General features: G+C 72.3%; 17 protein-coding genes. 6 read left to right on the top strand and 11 right to left on the bottom strand.

Annotated features, from left to right (window positions below):
* The first annotated feature begins 5 nt into the window (after positions 1-5).
* Positions 6-893 carry a MurR/RpiR family transcriptional regulator gene (locus OU416_RS00805; RefSeq protein WP_270924813.1) on the top strand — a complete coding sequence of 296 codons (888 nt, stop codon included), beginning with the start codon at positions 6-8 and terminating at the stop codon, positions 891-893.
* A 30-nt stretch (positions 894-923) separates the two neighbouring features.
* Here the strand turns inward: OU416_RS00805 and OU416_RS00800 are convergent, their stop codons facing one another.
* From OU416_RS00800 to OU416_RS00765, 8 genes are all read right to left on the bottom strand, one after another.
* Positions 924-1835, bottom strand: coding sequence for a phosphotriesterase family protein (locus OU416_RS00800; protein WP_270924812.1), 912 nt, complete (start codon positions 1833-1835; stop codon positions 924-926).
* Entirely contained in the window at positions 1832-2755 is a 924-nt protein-coding gene (locus tag OU416_RS00795) for a saccharopine dehydrogenase NADP-binding domain-containing protein (protein WP_270924811.1), read from the bottom strand. The genes OU416_RS00800 and OU416_RS00795 overlap by 4 nt, the downstream gene beginning before the upstream one ends.
* Positions 2752-3720, bottom strand: a complete 969-nt coding sequence (locus tag OU416_RS00790; protein WP_270924810.1) for an NAD(P)-dependent oxidoreductase — start codon at positions 3718-3720, stop codon at positions 2752-2754. The genes OU416_RS00795 and OU416_RS00790 overlap by 4 nt, the downstream gene beginning before the upstream one ends.
* Positions 3717-4778, bottom strand: a complete 1062-nt coding sequence (locus tag OU416_RS00785; protein ID WP_270924809.1) for an ABC transporter permease — start codon at positions 4776-4778, stop codon at positions 3717-3719. The genes OU416_RS00790 and OU416_RS00785 overlap by 4 nt, the downstream gene beginning before the upstream one ends.
* Positions 4779-4815: 37 nt before the next feature.
* The gene (locus OU416_RS00780; protein ID WP_270924808.1) at positions 4816-6327 is read right to left on the bottom strand and encodes a sugar ABC transporter ATP-binding protein; all 1512 of its coding nucleotides are present in this window, start codon (positions 6325-6327) and stop codon (positions 4816-4818) included.
* Positions 6328-6330: 3 nt separating this feature from the next.
* Positions 6331-7362, bottom strand: coding sequence for an ABC transporter substrate-binding protein (locus OU416_RS00775; protein WP_270924807.1), 1032 nt, complete (start codon positions 7360-7362; stop codon positions 6331-6333).
* A gap of 27 nt (positions 7363-7389) precedes the next feature.
* Positions 7390-7980 (bottom strand): glucose-6-phosphate isomerase family protein, encoded by a 591-nt coding sequence (locus tag OU416_RS00770; protein WP_270924806.1) that lies wholly within the window; start codon positions 7978-7980, stop codon positions 7390-7392.
* Positions 7981-8076: 96 nt separating this feature from the next.
* The gene (locus OU416_RS00765; protein WP_270924805.1) at positions 8077-8727 is read right to left on the bottom strand and encodes a bifunctional 4-hydroxy-2-oxoglutarate aldolase/2-dehydro-3-deoxy-phosphogluconate aldolase; all 651 of its coding nucleotides are present in this window, start codon (positions 8725-8727) and stop codon (positions 8077-8079) included.
* 148 nt (positions 8728-8875) lie between these two features.
* Between OU416_RS00765 and OU416_RS00760 the strand changes: the two genes are divergently transcribed.
* A complete protein-coding gene (locus OU416_RS00760) occupies positions 8876-9658 on the top strand; it encodes a GntR family transcriptional regulator (protein ID WP_270924804.1) in 783 nt (260 codons plus the stop codon).
* Positions 9659-9788: 130 nt separating this feature from the next.
* Complete coding sequence (xylB, locus tag OU416_RS00755) at positions 9789-11330, top strand: xylulokinase (RefSeq protein ID WP_270924803.1); 1542 nt, start codon at positions 9789-9791, stop codon at positions 11328-11330.
* Between the two features lie 175 nt (positions 11331-11505).
* Here the strand turns inward: xylB and OU416_RS00750 are convergent, their stop codons facing one another.
* Positions 11506-12291: a cytochrome c biogenesis CcdA family protein gene (locus OU416_RS00750; protein WP_270924802.1), complete on the bottom strand. Its 786-nt coding sequence runs from the start codon at positions 12289-12291 to the stop codon at positions 11506-11508.
* Positions 12292-12469: 178 nt separating this feature from the next.
* On the opposite strand from OU416_RS00750, the gene OU416_RS00745 reads away from it, so the two are divergent.
* From OU416_RS00745 to OU416_RS00735, 3 genes are all read left to right on the top strand, one after another.
* On the top strand, positions 12470-12829 hold the full coding sequence (locus OU416_RS00745) for a BlaI/MecI/CopY family transcriptional regulator (protein ID WP_270924801.1): 360 nt from the start codon (positions 12470-12472) through the stop codon (positions 12827-12829).
* Positions 12826-13794, top strand: a complete 969-nt coding sequence (locus OU416_RS00740; protein WP_270924800.1) for a M56 family metallopeptidase — start codon at positions 12826-12828, stop codon at positions 13792-13794. Before OU416_RS00745 ends, OU416_RS00740 begins: the two co-directional genes overlap by 4 nt.
* 169 nt (positions 13795-13963) lie before the next feature.
* On the top strand, positions 13964-14110 hold the full coding sequence (locus OU416_RS00735; RefSeq protein WP_270924799.1) for a hypothetical protein: 147 nt from the start codon (positions 13964-13966) through the stop codon (positions 14108-14110).
* 130 nt (positions 14111-14240) lie between these two features.
* Here the strand turns inward: OU416_RS00735 and OU416_RS00730 are convergent, their stop codons facing one another.
* Positions 14241-14879, bottom strand: coding sequence for a DUF305 domain-containing protein (locus tag OU416_RS00730; RefSeq protein ID WP_270924798.1), 639 nt, complete (start codon positions 14877-14879; stop codon positions 14241-14243).
* Positions 14876-15640: a DUF3105 domain-containing protein gene (locus tag OU416_RS00725; protein ID WP_270924797.1), complete on the bottom strand. Its 765-nt coding sequence runs from the start codon at positions 15638-15640 to the stop codon at positions 14876-14878. The genes OU416_RS00730 and OU416_RS00725 overlap by 4 nt, the downstream gene beginning before the upstream one ends.
* Between the last annotated feature and the right edge of the window lie 4 nt (positions 15641-15644).

The following is a 15644-nucleotide window of genomic DNA, read 5'->3' as shown; positions in this document are numbered from 1 at the left end:
GCGACGTGAACACTTCGCACCCGGAGTCGCTGGGGCAACGCATCCGAAGGGCGGGCAAGCTCGCGAGCGGCGAACGAGCGGTGGCCGACTACCTGCAGCGCCACCCCGAAGAGGCGGCGATCTCCTCGGCCGCCAAGCTCGGCGAAGTCACCGGCACCAGCGACGCGACCGTCATCCGCACCGCGCGCAAGCTCGGCTTCGACGGGCTCAACGACCTCAAGCGCAGCCTCGTCGACCACCTGGCCCGCCGCCGCAATCCCGCGCAGGTCCTCGACGACCGGGTGCAGCGGCTGCACTCCGAGCACGGCGTGCTGCAACCCGTGATCGACGCCGGACTGGCCCTTCTCGGCGACGTGCCCGCGCTCGTCGACAGCGCGGACTGGACGCGCGCCGTCGCAACGCTCACCGACGCCGAGCACATCTGGGCCTACGGCATCGGTCCCAGCGCCGCCATCGCCGACCACCTGGCGCTGAGCCTGCGGCGCGCGGGCAAGCCGGCGGATTCCTGGACCGCGACCGGCTTCCGCCTCGCCGACGAACTCCTGCGGCTGCAGCCCGCGCACGCGGTAGTCGTCATCGCACCGCTGCGGGTGTTCCGCGAGATCGGCATCGTCCTCGACCACGCACACCGGATCGGCGCGCGCAGCGTGCTGCTGACCGAGGCCATCGACGAGGCCGGGGAAACCCGCGCCGACACCGTGCTGCCGCTGCCCGACTCCACCGAGGGCGCGGCGAACGAACTCATCGCTCCCCTGACCATCCTGCACGCCCTCGTGCTGGAACTCGCCGCGGCCGAGCGCACCTCGGCGGTCGAGCAGTACCAACGGCTCAACGAGCTGCGCACCGAAATCGCCGGCACCGATCTCGACATCAGCCGCCTGCCCGAACTGTGAACACCATTCCGGCCGCGGCCGGAATGGTGTTCACGCGTGCCAGTCCAGCAACCGGGCCGGGTTGGCGCGCATGATCGCGTCCGCGAGTTCTGCGCCGCCTTCCCGGACCAGCCGGGGCAGGAACCGCTTCGGCAGGTACTCCAGGCCCGGGATCCCGCCGTAGGCCCGGTACCTGCTGCGGCGGGCCACGTCGCCGCCGAGCAGCAGGCGCTGGGCACCACCGCGTTCGGCGGTGGCGAGCAGGCATTCCAGGATCACCGAGTCCGGCCGGTCGCGGTGCCGAGCGATGCCGTCGTAGCCGAGGTAGGCCCCCGCCGCGCAGAGCTCGGCGTGCAGGCCGGGATCCGGATTGCGGTCGGCGTGGGCGAGCACCACCCGGTCGGCCCGGACACCGTGGGAGCCCAGCTCGTCGAGCACCTCGAACGCGGCGCTGCCGTGCTCCAGGTGCACCATCACCGGCGCCCTGGTGGCCGCGTGCGCGGCTGCGACCGCGGCCAGCACCCGGTGTTCGAACGCGGTGATCGACCAGTAGCCGATCCCCGCTTTCAGCAGCCCGGCGCGAATTCCGTCCACATCGGACATCCCGGTGACGAGATCGGCGGTGAACCGCTGGGCGAGCGCCTCCTCGGTGCTCGCCAGCAACGGATGGCCGTCCGGGTAGTGCGCCTGCCGGTGCGCACCGGTGGTCGCGACGACGTGCAGGCCGGTGCGCTCGGCGATGCGGGCCATGCCCGCCGGATCGCGGCCGAGGCCGATCGGCGTCGCCTCGACCATCGCCTCGATCCCCGCCTCGCGCAGGTGCCGCGCCTCCTGCCCGCTGCACTGCTCGTCGTCGAGCTCGTCGCCCGGCAGCAACGGGGACACCTGGAACAGGTGCTCGTGGTAGTCGGTGCGGCCGAGCTCCTGCGCGGGTACGTCGCCGAGGACGGTGCGGACCGTCATCGCACCGCCCCGGCCGCCGCGGCGAGCTCGCTGACGGTCTCCTGGTCCAGCCGCAGGTCGAAGACCTCCGCGATCACCTGCGACCAGCCGTGGATGAAGTACCGCCAACCGTCCACCACGGTCAGCCCGGCCGCTTCCTCGCCCGCCCGGGCCTGGCCGAGGAACTCCAGACTCCCCCGGTAGTTCAGCTCCCACACGACGGCGCGGTGCGGCCACCGGACCGCGTCCGACACCGGCGAGCCGGGCCGGTCCTTGCCCAGTCCGGTGGCGTTGACCACGAGGCTGCCCGCCGGGCAGGCCGCGACCAGCTCGTCGGCCGGGCCGCCGGCGACCGCGGTCACCACGTTCCCGGTGTCCAGACCGCCCCGGCGCAGCACCTCGACCAGTTCGGCCAAGCGGTGCTCATCGGTGTCGGTGCACACGATCCGGCGCGGCCGGTCGTCGCGGCCAGCCAGGTACCAGGCGATCGCGGTGCCCGCACCGCCCGCGCCCAGGCACAGCAGGTCCGCGCCGGTCCTGGCGAAGTGGTCCGGGGCGAGGAACTCCTCGATGGACAGTCCCGCGGTGATCGGGTCCTTCGCGTGCCCCACCAGCGCGGCACCGCGCTTGGACACCGAGGAGATCTCACCGCAGAGGTTCGCGAACTCGTCCAGCTCGGCGAACATGTCACCGGCCGCGTCGTGCACCCCGATCTTGTGCGTGGTGATCAGGGCACCGCGCAGGCCGGGGTCGTCGCGGATCGCGCTGATCGTCTCGCGGTACTGCTCGCGGGTCGCGCCGACCGGCAGGTCGAAGCCGACCAGCCGGTCCGAGGGCAGCCCGAGAACGCGCGCCCACGCCGGGAAGACCTCGCGGATCGAGGACTGCCCGGTGCTCACCCCGACGAAGCCCATCGCCGCGTCGTCGTTCAGCTCGGTCATGCGGTCCTCTCCTCGATCAGAACGGGGTTCTCCGGGGTCCGGCCGGAGATGACGTCGAGCACGGCGCGCACCGCACCCGTGCCCATCCGGTCCACGGCCTCCACCGTCTGGGCACCGGCGTGCGGGGTGAGCACCACGCGGTCGCTCAGGTCGGCGGCCAGCAGCGGGCTCGCCCCGCCCGCCGCCTCCCCCGCCAGGGTGTCCGCCGCGTACGCGGCGAGCTGCCCGGACCGGAGGGCATCGGCCACGGCCTGCTCGTCGACGAGGTCGGCTCGCGCGGTGTTCACCACGATCAGGCCGGGTTTCACCGATTCCAGCCAGGCCCGGTCCACCAGCTGCTGCCCTCCCGGGGCGTGCAGCGTCACCGCATCGCACTCGGCCGCCAGCTCGGTCAGCCCGGCGCTGCGCACGCCCAGCACCTCGAACACCACCGGGTCCAGGTGCGGGTCGTGGCCGAGCACGCGAGTGCCGAAACCGCGGGCGCGGCGCACCACTCCCCGGCCGATCCTGCCGAGCCCGGCCACCCCGAGCACCAGGGTGCCGAGTTCCCGGCCGCGCCGGGTCCGCCACGAGCCTGCGCGCACCGCGCGGTCCCCGGCGGCCACACCGCGCAACGCCGCGAGCAGCAGCGCGATCGTCAGATCTGCGACGGCCTCGCTGTTGGCCCCCGGGGTGTTGGTGACCGTGATGCCCCGCCTGGCGGCGGCTGCGAGGTCCACGCTGTCCACCCCGACGCCGTACCGCGCGATCACCTTCAGCCGGGGCGCTGCGGCCAGGTGCTCGTCGGTGATCGGTGCGGTGCCCGCGATCCAGGCCACCGCCTCGGCCAGCGGGCCGGCCAGCTCGGCCGGATCGTGCACTGTGGACCCGCGGACCACCCGCAGGCCCGCCGCGGTCAGCTCGTCCGCGCAGGGCACCGCGCCGCTGCCGAACGACCGCGAGGTCACCAGAACCGTGCCGCTCATCTCGCCGCCATCCCCGGCAGGCGCGACTTCCCGCCGCCGCGCAGGTTCTCCGCACCCACGGCGATCAGGATCAGCACCCCGATCGCGATCTGCAGCCAGAACGGGTCCACACCCAGCAGCGTGCCGCCGTTGTTGAGCAGCCCGACCACCAGCGCACCGACCAGGGCGCCGAGCGCGGTGCCCTTGGCGCCGAACAGGCTGGCGCCGCCGATGACGCACGCGGCGATGGCCTGCAGCTCGTAGCCGGTGCCCGAGGTCGGCACGCCGTTGCCGAGCCGGGATGCCAGCAGGACTCCGGCGAAGGCGGCCAGCAGCCCGGACAGCGCGTAGGCCGACAGCAGCACCGGCCGCACCGGAACACCGGTCAACCGGGCGGATTCCGCGTTCGAGCCGACCGCGTAGACGTACTGGCCCCACACGGTGCGCCGCAGCAGCCAGGCCATCAGCACCGTCACCAGGAGCATCAGCCAGGTCAGGTTCGACACCCCGAACACCGAACCGCCCGCGATCGCGGTGAACTCGGCGGGCAGCGGCTGCACCGTGCGCCCGTCGGTCAGCAGCAGCGTCGCACCGCGGGCGATGCCCATCATGCCCAGGGTCACGATGAACGGCGGCATCCGCAGCACCGCCACCAGCACTCCGTTGATCAACCCGGCCGCCGCGCCGACGACCAGCGCCAGGACGACGGCCAGCGCCACCGGGAGGCCGCCCGAGGTCTCGAACACCGCGGTCGCGGCGACCACCCCGGCCAACCCGACCACCGAGCCCACCGACAGGTCGATGCCCGCGGTGAGGATCACCAGCAGCTGGCCGACCGCGATGATCGCGTAGATCGACACCTGGCGGCCCAGGTTGTCCAGGTTCGTGCCGGTGAGGAACGAGTCGGTGGCGAGGCTGAGCGCGAACGCGATCGCCAGCAGCACCGGGATGCCGCCGAACCCGCGGTCGAAGAGGTGGCTCAGCCGCAGGATCTCCGAATCGGCCGGTCGAGGCCTGGGCCTGCGCTTGCGCTTGCCGCCCGCCGCGGAAGGCGCGGGGGCGCTTGCGACGTCGGTCATCGCATCTCCTGTGTTCTCGTCGGGCACGGTTCGCGGTTCACGAGGCCTCCTGCGCGGTGACGGGGCTCGCGAGGTGCAGCACGTCCTCTTCGGTGGCCTCGGCCGGATCCGCGAACCCGGCGATGCGCCGCTGCCGGACCACCGCGATCCGGTCGCACAAGCCGAGCAGTTCCGGCAGGTAGGACGACACGACCACGACGGCCAGCCCGGCGGCGGCCAGTTCGGCGATGACCCGGTAGATGTCGGCCTTCGCGCCGACGTCCACGCCCTTGGTCGGTTCGTCGAGCAGCAGCACCTTGGCTCCGGTGGCCCGCCACCGGGCGACCAGGGTCTTCTGCTGGTTGCCGCCGGAGAGCGAGGACACCGGGTCGGTCCAGTCGCCGAACTTGACCCGCAGCCCGTCGGCCGCGGCGGCGACGTGCTCGCGCACCTTGCCGCGGCGCAGCACGCCGAACGAGCTGACCGCGCCGATGCTGGCCATGGCCACGTTCTTCTCGATGCTCAGCCCGAGCATCAGCCCGGACTCCTTGCGGTCCTCGGTCAGCAGACCGATACCGCTGCGCGCCGCGGCCCGCGGTGAGGAGGTGTCGGCCGGCCGGCCGTCCACCAGCACCTGGCCGGCCAGCAGCGGGTCCGCGCCGAACGCGGCGCGCAGCAGCTCGCTGCGGCCCGAGCCGAGCAGTCCGGCCAGCCCGAGGATCTCCCCGGACCGCACCGAGAGGTCCACCGGCTCGTCGAAGCCGACCGGCCGCACCCCGCGCAGTTCCAGGCGGACCTGACCGGTTCCGGCGCGCTCGCCCGGGTAGAGGCTTTCGATGGTGCGGCCGACCATCGCCTGCACCAGGGTGTCCTCGGTGTGCCCGGCCATCGGTTCGGTGGCCACCAGCCTGCCGTCGCGCAGGACGGTGACGCGGTCGCCGATGGCGAACATCTCCTCCATGCGGTGGCTGACGTAGAGCACCGCCACGCCTTCGTCGCGCAGCGCGCGGATGCGGTCGAGCAGCGCCGCCGCCTCCTGCTCGGACAGCGCGGTGGTCGGCTCGTCGAAGATCACCAGCTTGGCGTTCTGGCCGAGCACGCGGGCGATCTCCACCAGCTGCCGGGTCGCGGTCGGCAGCTCGGCGACCCGGGTTTCCGGGTCGAGCTCGGCCAGCCCGACCCGGCTGAGCATCGCGGTGGCCATCTCGCGCTGCCGCCGCAGGTCGCGGAAGCCGGCGCGGGACGGGAAGCGCCCCATGCACAGGTTCGCCGACACGGTGAGCTCGGGCAGCAGGCTGAGCTCCTGGTAGACGACGCCGACGCCGGCATCGCGCGCCACCGCGGGGGTGAGCACCGGGCGCATCGGTTCCCCGGACACCAGGTACTCCCCCGCGTCCCGGGTCTCCGCGCCGGTGAGGATCTTGATCAGGGTGGACTTGCCCGCCCCGTTCTCCCCGGCGAGGCAGTGCACCTCGCCGGGGAGCACCTCCAGGTCCACGCCGTCCAGCGCGGTCACGGCGCGGTAGGTCTTGCGCACCCCGCGCAGGCTGATCACTGCGGTGTCGGCCATCGCTCAGCCCTTGGTCTTCGGCGGGTCGAGCAGCTGGGCGTACTCCGGCTTGTCCACATCGGACTTGTCGATGACGACGGCACCGGGGTCGAGGTCGACCGGCGGGGTGCTGCCCGCGACGGACATCGCCGCCTCCACCACGCCCTGGTAGCCGAAGAAGAACGGGTTCTGCACCAGGATCGCGTCGATCGAACCGGTGCGCACCCCCTCGACCTCGGCCGGGTCGGAGTCGAAGGCCACCACCGCGAGCCGGTCGGCCGCGCCCCGCTCGGCGACGGCGCGCGCCGCACCGGTGCCGGAGGTGTTGTTGTCGGCGAAGATTCCCGCCAGGTCCGGGATTCCGGTGATCGCGTCGTTGACCTGCCCGACCGCCTTGTTCAGGTCGTTGTCGTTGACCGCGGTCTGCACGACCGCCGCCTGCGGGCACTTCTCGGCGAGCCCGGCGCGGAACCCGGTCAACCGGTCGGCCAGCACCTGCTGGCCGGAGGTCGAGCTCTCGTGCAGGATCTTGCCCGCCGCCTTGCCCTGCGCGGTGAGCAGCTCGCACATCCGCTGCCCCGCCTGCTGCCCGGCCTTGACGTTGTCGGTGCCGATGAAGCCCTCGGAGGCGGTGGTGATCGAGTTGTCCACCGTGATGACCTTGATGCCCTGCTGCCGGGCCCGGTCCACCGCGCCGTTGAGCGCGGTGGAGGAGTTCGAGGCCAGCACGATCGCCTTGGCCCCGCGGGCGATCGAGTTCTCCACCAGGCTGACCTGCTGGTCGATGTCGGTCTCCGAAGTGGGGCCGAACAGGCCCAGCTCCACGCCCAGGTCGGCGCCCGCCCGTTCGGAACCGGCCAGCATCGACTGCCAGAACTCCGAGTCGGTCGCCTTCGTGATCACGTCGATCCGGGTGCCCGCGACCCCGCTCGTGCCGGAGCCGGTCCCTTCCGCGGCCGGCCCGAAGGCCGCCTTGCCGCCGACCAGGCCGGCCCCGACCGCGACCACCGCGATCGCGGCCGCGACACCGGATGAGACGAACCGTATGCGCGCCATTGCAGCTCCTCGTTCGCTTTTCTCGGGTCAGCCCGCGACGGGCTCGGACCGGAACGGCACGAGCTGCGGCTCGGCCGCACCGCGCCGCACCCGCCACCCCATGCCGTGCTCGAGCACCCAGCCGTAGTCGTGCCCGGCGTCGCCCGGGTACACGGCGAGGAACCGGTACGGCTCGTCGCCGGTGTTGACGCTGCGGTGCGCCCAGCCCGGCGGGATGTAGCCGATGACGCCCGGCGCCATCGGGATCCACTTCGGCGTCGTGCCGTCGAACAGCAGCAGGCCGCCGGTGCCGGACAGTCCGAAGTAGATCTCGCCCTGCGGGTTCGGGTGCTGGTGCCCCTTGGTCATGTGGAACTCGCCGCCGACCGTCCCCGGGTGAATGGTGGTGATCGACTGCGGCAGTTCGCCGGGCGCCTCCGGCACCGGGGAGGACGCGACCTCGTAGACCACCGGGTCGGCGCCGTCGCGGGCTTCCTGCCAGGCGGCGGTGTCGGCGAACAGGCCCTCCAGGTCGGACATGCGCCGGCTCAGCACCGGGCCGCTCGGGTTCATGCCGCCGGTGGCGGGCTGGAAGGTGACCGACATCGGGTCGATCGGGGCAACGGCGAACTCCGGCACGGGAATTCCTCCTCGGGGGTGAAAGTGGAGCTAACTGTCGTCCTGTAATGACAGGATGTCAAGAGCGGATCCTCGTCCGCCCGGCAACGCGGCGGATCAGGCGCGAGCGGCGGCTTCCCGGTGCGCGAGCGCGAACTTCCGCGCGATGGCCCGGATCTCGCCCCAGTCCTCGGCGAGCATCGCCGCCTTCGGGCAGAGCTCACCACCGGCCCCGACGGCGACCGCACCCGCGTCGAGCCAGTCGGCGATGTTGCCCGAGGCGACGCCGCCGGTCGGCATCATCGCGATGTCCGGGAACGGTCCGCGCAGCGCCTTCAAGTAGGCGGGCCCGCCCAGCGAGGCCGGGAAGATCTTGACCGCGTGCGCGCCGAGCCGGTGCGCGGCCATGACCTCGCTCGGCGTCAGGGCGCCGAGCAGGACGTCGGCGCCGGTGCCGAGCATGGCCCGGGCGACCGCCGGATCGGTGCCGGGGCTGACCAGGAACTGCGCACCGGCGGCCGCGGCCTCCTCCGCCTGCTCGGCGGTGCGGATCGTGCCCGCGCCGAGGTGGATCGCATCGCCGTGGACCTGGCGGAGCTTCCCGATCGCGGCAGGCGCGTCCGGCGTGCTGTAGGTGATCTCGATGCCGGTGACACCTCCCGCGATGAGCGCTTCGGACGCGCGCACCGCGACGTCGGCGGAAGGTGCGCGCAGGACGGCGATCACCCCGGTTCGGCGCAGTCGGTCAAGTCGCAGCAGTTCGTCCATCCGGATGCTCCCGATCGCTCGATTCGGCGCGGCGGTCGCGCCGGGGAGCAATGTAATCCTGTCCGGACAGGTTGCCAAGCGTGCGGATCCGGGCGGATTCCGCGCCGGAGATCTCGACGCGCGGTGATTCCTGATATCCTCTCATGACATGGTGACACGTATCGACCGCTCGTCCCCGCTGCCGTTCTACTACCAGCTCAAGCAGATCGTGGTCAGCGACATCGAGCGGCGCGGCATGTCACCCGGCGACCGCCTGCCCGGCGATCACGAGCTGTGCGAGACCTACGACGTCTCCCGCACGGTGGTGCGGCAGGCGCTGTCCGACCTCGAAGCCGAAGGCGTGGTCGAACGCGTCAAGGGCCGCGGCACCTTCGTCGCGAAGCCGAAGATCGCCGAGGGCCTCGTCCAGTCCCTCACCGGCCTGTACGCCGACGTGGCCGCGCGCGGGTCGTCGCTGCGCAGCGACGTGCGGCGGATCGAGGTCGTGCCGGCGAACGAGCAGACCGCCTCGGCGCTGGACCTCGAACCGGGCACCCCAGTGATCGCCATCGAGCGCCTGCGCTTCGTCGACGACGAGCCCTGGGTGTTCACCGCGACCCACCTGCCGCACCACATCGCCCCGGGACTGGAGGACGAGGACCTCTCCACGCAGTCGCTGTACACGCTGCTCGAGCAGAACTACGGGGTCCGGCTCAAGCGCGGCAGGCGTTCGGTCGAGGCGGCGAAGGCAGGTGCCGAACTGGCCGCCGACCTCGACATCCCGGAGGGAGATCCGGTCCTCCTGCTGCGCAGCACCAGCTTCGGCGCCGACGACCGCCCGGTGGAGGTGTTCGTGGCGTTCCACCGCGGCGACCGCAGCCGGTTCGACGTCGACCTGGAGAGCTCGGCGACCGCGGGCCCGAACACCCTGATGCGCGTCACCGACGCCTGAACCGTTACAGCACCTTCCGCGCGGCCGAGTTCTTGACTTCCTGTCATGACAGGACGACATTATGAGCTCAACACGACCAACCGGTGATGCCGCCGATCCGCGGCCGCCGTGCGCGCGGGAGGTAAGCGGCGTGATCATCGCGCATGACCTGGGAACCACGGGGAACAAGGCGTCGTTGCACACGACCGACGGGACTCTCGTGGCCGCGGTGACCACGCGGTACGGCACCGACTTCCGGGCAGGCGGCATCGCCGAGCAGGACCCGCGCGCGTGGTGGCGCGCGGTGTGCGAGGCGACCGCCGCCCTGCTCTCCCGGACCGGCACCCGGCCCGCCGAGGTCCGGGCCGTCGGGTTCAGCGGCCAGATGATGGGCGCCGTGCTGCTCGACCGGCAGCACCGCCCGATCCGCCCGGCGCTGATCTGGGCGGACCACCGCAGCGCCGAGCAGGCCGACCGGCTCAACGCGGAGCTCGGCCCGTACGAGATGTACCGCCTGCTCGGGCACCGCGTGCACCCGACCTACTCGCTGTCGAAGGTGATGTGGGTCCGCGACCACGAGCCCGAGAACTTCGCGCAGGTGGCGCACGTCTGCCTGGCCAAGGACTACGTCGTGCACCGGCTCACCGGCGTGCTGCGCACCGACCCGTCGGACGCCTCCAGCACCAACGCCTACGACCAGCGGGCCGGGGACTGGTCCCAGACCGTGCTCGACGCCGCGCGGCTGGACCGCTCGCTGTTCCCGCCGCTCGTCGCTTCGGCCACCCAGGTCGGCGAGGTACGGCCCGCGATCGCGGCGGAGATCGGGTTGCCCGCGGGCACTCCCGTGGTGCTGGGCGGCGGCGACGGACCCCTGGCCGCACTGGGTGCGGGCATCATCGATCCCGAGGACGGCGCCTACACCTACCTGGGCTCGTCGTCGTGGGTGTCGATGTCGGCGTCCCAGCCGCTGCACGACCCGCAGATGCGCACGATGACCTTCGACCACGTGGTGCCCGGCCGCTACGTGCCGACCGCGACCATGCAGGCCGGCGGGGCATCGCTGGAGTGGATCACCGGCGTGCTCCGGCCCGACCCCGGCGAGCAGGACCGCTTCGCCCGGCTGCTCGCCGAGGCCGCCGACGCCGACACCAGCGGCCTGTTCTTCCTCCCGCACCTGCTCGGCGAGCGCTCGCCGCACTGGAACTCCGCGGCGCGCGGGGCGTTCGTCGGCCTGTCCCGCCACCACGGCCAGGCCCACCTGACCCGGGCCGTGCTGGAGGGCGTGGCGTTCAACCTGGCCACCTGCATCCAGGCCTTCCGCGAAGCAGGCCACCCGGTCACCCGCGTCGATGCGATCGGCGGTGGAGCCGCCAGCGACCTGTGGCTGCAGGTGCTCGCCGACGTCTGGGGCGCGACCGTGCGCAGGCGCACCATCGTGGAGGAGGCCAACAGCCTCGGCGCGGCGGTGACCGCTGCCGTGGGTACCGGACTCGTGGACGACTTCCGCGCCGCACGCGATCTGTCCACGGTGGACCGCGAGTTCGCGCCGGACCCGGACCGCCACGGCGACTACGCCCGCCGCCACGCCGAGTTCCGCGACGCCTACACGAGCCTGGAGCCCTGGTTCGAACGCGAGAAGCGGGCTCGGCAGCCGCTCGAATCGCAACCCGTTTCCCGCCACCAACCTCAGTAGCTGAGTTTCCCTTGCGCACAGCGAGATCTTGAGCTCTGCGGATCTTGTCAAGCAAATTACTATCTGAGATAGTTGACGAGCTCGCCGGACCCCAGAACCCGGCGACCACCGGGCGCGGACCGGCCCTCGCCACCTTCACCCCCAGCGCGAGACCGGTCCGCGGCCCCCGGCGCGATCAGATCGGCAGCGTGAAGCCCGCGATCGGCCCGCGCATCCAGTTGATCAGCTCGCCCCACAGGCCGGTCACCAGCGCCAGCCCGATGAGGATGAGGAAGACCCCGCCGACCTGCTGCACCCGGCGGACGTTCCTGCGCAGCCAGTCCGCCGCCCGGACCGCCCAGCGCAGACCGAGCGCCAGCACCACGAACGGCAGCCCCAACCCGAGGCAGTAGGCCAGCACGAGCAGGAGTCCGCGCCACATGGCGGGGCCGACGTCGGTCCCGCTGGCCACCGCGATCACGCCGGTCAGCGTCGGGCCGAGGCAAGGCGTCCACCCGAGGCCGTAGACGGCACCCAGCAGCGGCGCGCCCCACAGGCCGTCGCGGCGCGGCGTGTGCCGCACCCGCCAGCCGAACTGCAGCGGCGGGATGAAGCCGAGGAACACCAGTCCCATCACGACGGTGACGATCCCGCCGATCCGCTGCAGCAGCAGTTCGTTGGCCAGCACCGCGTCCGAGAAGCCGAGCACCGTGACCGTCGCCGCCGCGAACACGACGGTGAAGCCGAGCACGAACAGCAGCGCCGCACCGGCGACCCGCCACCGGCCGACCGGCCGGCGCTCGTCGCGCTCCGCGAGGTCGGCCGCAGGCGCCTGGACACCCACCAGACCCGCGAGGTAGGCGAGGTAGCCCGGCACCAGCGGGACCGCGCACGGCGAGGCGAACGACACCGCTCCGGCCACCACCGCGAGCAGTGCGGCGAGCAGCAGCGGGCCGGAGATCGCCAGATCCGTCAGGTCCACGGCGCAACCCCCGCGCGCTCGCCGCCGCTCCGCGATCCGGCTCCGGGCAACGACATCTCGACCACCTCCGCAGGACCATCTGACTACTAGATCGGATAGTACTTAGCGGCGCAGGTCACTCCACCACTGGCCCGCATCCCCGGCCCGGTATCCTCGACACCCGGAGACGGGAGGTGGCATGCAGGGCCTGGGAGAGCTCGAGAACGGCGTGATGGACGTGCTGTGGACGTCCGCAGCGCCCATGACCGTGCGCGAAGTCCTCGCGAAGCTCAACGAAACGCGCGATCTCGCCTACACGACGGTGATGACGGTGCTGGACAACCTCCACCGCAAGGGCTGGGCGGACCGCGAGCTGCAGAACCGCGCCTACCTCTACACGCCCGCCGAGAGCCGCGAGGAGGCCGCTTCGCGCGTGCTGCGCGAGCTGCTGGACTCCAGCGGCGACCCCGAAGCCGTCCTGCTCCACTTCGCGCAGTCGGCCTCGGACGACGAGACGGCCGCCCTGCGGCGCGGCCTGCGCCGGCGGCCCCGGCGATGATCCTCGCCGTCGCCCTGCTGCTCGGCGTGGCGTTCGTCGCCGGGTTCGGCCCCGCGGTGCTGAACCGGATGCTGCAGCGGCGGATGGACCCGCAGCTCGTCCTGATGACGTGGGGCGGCCTGGTCGCCACCACGTTCGTCACCGTGACCGCGGCCCTGACGATCACGGTGCTGCCCACCCACGGCCCGGCACCGCTGCTCGTCCAGCTGCTCCACCACTGCTGGACGGCCCTGCAGCACGGTTCCGCACCCCAGCTGCACCTGGCCGCGGGACTCCTGCTGCTCACCGCGATCGCCGGCCTGTCGTCCCGGGTGAGCATCGGACTGCTGCGGCACGCCCGGCGCCAGCGGCGCGAGCACCGCCGCCACCTCGACCTGCTGCGCATCGCGGCGCGCCCCGAGTCCGGCGCGTTCCCGATCATGTGGCTCCCGCACCCCGAGCCGATGGCCTACAGCGTCGCGGGCGCTCCGGGCTTCGTGGTCGCCACCGACGGCGTCCGCGACCGCCTCGGCCCCGATGCCGCCGCGGTGCTGGAGCACGAACGCGCGCACCTCCGCGGCCGCCACCACCTGCTGGTCGGCCTGGCCGAGGCGCTGTCCCGCTCGGCCCCGTGGCTCCCGCTGATGCGGCGTTCCCCGGAGCTGGTGCGCACCGCCGTCGAGCTGGCCGCCGATCGCTCGGCCGCGCACCTGCACGGTCCCGGTGCGGTGCGCTCCGCGCTGCTGCACATGTCCGGCGGGCGCGGCGGCGGTTCGATGCCCGCGCACGCGCTGGGGATGGCCGACAGCGCGGTCGCCCTCCGGCTGCACCACCTCAGCGACCTGCCGTCGGCGCCGGGCAAGGCCAAGCGCGCCCTGACCTCCGGCATGGCGGGCCTGACCGCGGCCACCCTGCCGACGCTCGCCGGTATCGCACTGCTGCCCGTGCTGGCGATGATCACCTGCCCGTTCGCGTTCGGCTTCTGACCAGCAACCCCAGAGGTGACGATCAGTCACCACCGCACCTCGCGCGACACCGCCGATCATCCTTCGCATGGGCCACTAAGGCTCATAGCAGTAGTGGCGCACCGTGCCGACCGCGCGCCGCTTAACCCAAAAGCATTGCGACGGACCGGCGGGCGCTCGGTCTTGCAGCGTGCTCGACCTCGCCCGCTCGACCGGACTGCCCGCGCTGCCCTGGCTGACGATGTCGGTCATCGGCCTGCTGTGCGCGGGAGCCATCGCCGCGCTCCAGCGCACCCGGCGGCTGAGCGCACCCGGCCTGCAACCAGCGGTCGGCTGATGTCCTGACCACCACGTGGAACCGCCCGACACGCCGGTGTCGCGTCGGGCGGTTGCGCGATTTCAATTGAAATCAGACGTCTGATTTCAATTGAAATCGCGGGAGTCCCCCACCTGTCGGTGGTCGCACGTCAGTCCGGCAACGGACGTGCGCCCCGCTCGGTGAGCATTCGCGTCATCACGTCGAGCTCCGCCGTTTGCGCCGTCAGCATCTGCTGGGCGAGGTTGCGCACCTGGGGGCGGTCGGCGTTCTCGGCGGCGTACTGCATCATCGGCGCACCGCCCCGGTGGTGGCGGATCATCAGCTGGAGGAAGAACGCGTCGAACTCCGGCCCGTCGAGCGAGCGCAGCCGGTCGAGGTCCTGTTCGGACGCCATGCCGGGCATCGCGGTCGGCTGCGACGAGTGCTGGTCGTGCTCGCCCGCCATCCACGTCATCGGGTTGCCCGGTGCCAGATCGGGTTCGTTCCACAGGCTCAGCCAGCCCTTCATCCGGCCGGTCTGCTCCAGCTGCGTGGTCTCGATGTCGAACGCCAGCTGGCGGATGAGCCGGTCCTGGCTCTTCTCCCGCGCGATGGAGGCCATCTGCACGCCTTGCAGGTGGTGCACGCTCATGTCCTGCGAGAACCCGACGTCGACCGGGTCGGCCGCGTCCGGCTCGCCCATCCGCAGGGACAGCACCCCGGAAGCCACGAGCAGCCCGACGGCCAGCAGCATCGCCGCGCCCAGGGCGATCTGCACCGGGCGCGGTGCGGTGCGCAGCGAGTTCACGCCGGTTCCTCCTGCCCCGCCGCACCGCGGCCCGCGGCCATCGGAACCGCGTCCGGCCCCGGCGGGTTCGGGTCGAAGGGCGGCGGGGAGTCGGGGTCGAATCCGCCTGGCCCCAGCGCCGAGCAGGACGCGCCGACCTCGGGGTGGGTGTAGGGGTTGGTCCGCGTCGAGGAGATGAACTGGTCGATGCGCGGATCGCCGGCGTCGGCCAGCTTCAGCTGGCGCCCCCACGACTGGAGCGAGATCGGCTGGTCCAGGCCGGGATAGGGCGACAAAGCCATGTACTGCTGCCCGTCGACCTTCGCGCGCAGGGCGTCGAGCGCGGCGCCGTCGACCCGCTCCGGGTCGTAGGCGATCCACACCGCACCGTGCTCCAGGGAGTGCACGAGGTTCTCGGTCCGCACCGGGACGTCGTACACCGTTCCTTCGCACGCGGCCCAGATTCCGTCGTGCGGCCCGCCGAAAGCCGGGCTGTGGTCGTAGTTCACCCGCTGCGCCGGATCGACGTGCTTGGCAGCCTCGTACTCCTCGACGACCACACCCGGGATGTTCCGCGCCGGATCGCGATTGGTCTCCGAGGGCGTCCACTTCGCCATCACCGCGTCGCGCTCGGCCTTGTCCGCGTACTGGACGTAGACGTAGCCGAAGATGCCGCCCGCGAACGCCAGCACGACCGCGACCGCGGCGATGCCCGTCCACGGCAGCCCGCGGCCACCCGCCAGCGCCTTGCTCGCCTGCTTCCCCGCACTTGCTCGTTTCACGAGG

This window comes from Saccharopolyspora indica, assembly GCF_027853965.1.
Classification (GTDB): Bacteria; Actinomycetota; Actinomycetes; order Mycobacteriales; family Pseudonocardiaceae; genus Saccharopolyspora; species Saccharopolyspora indica.
The sequence above is the reverse complement of the archived record's forward strand: the minus strand, read 5'-3'. Positions and strand labels throughout refer to the sequence as shown.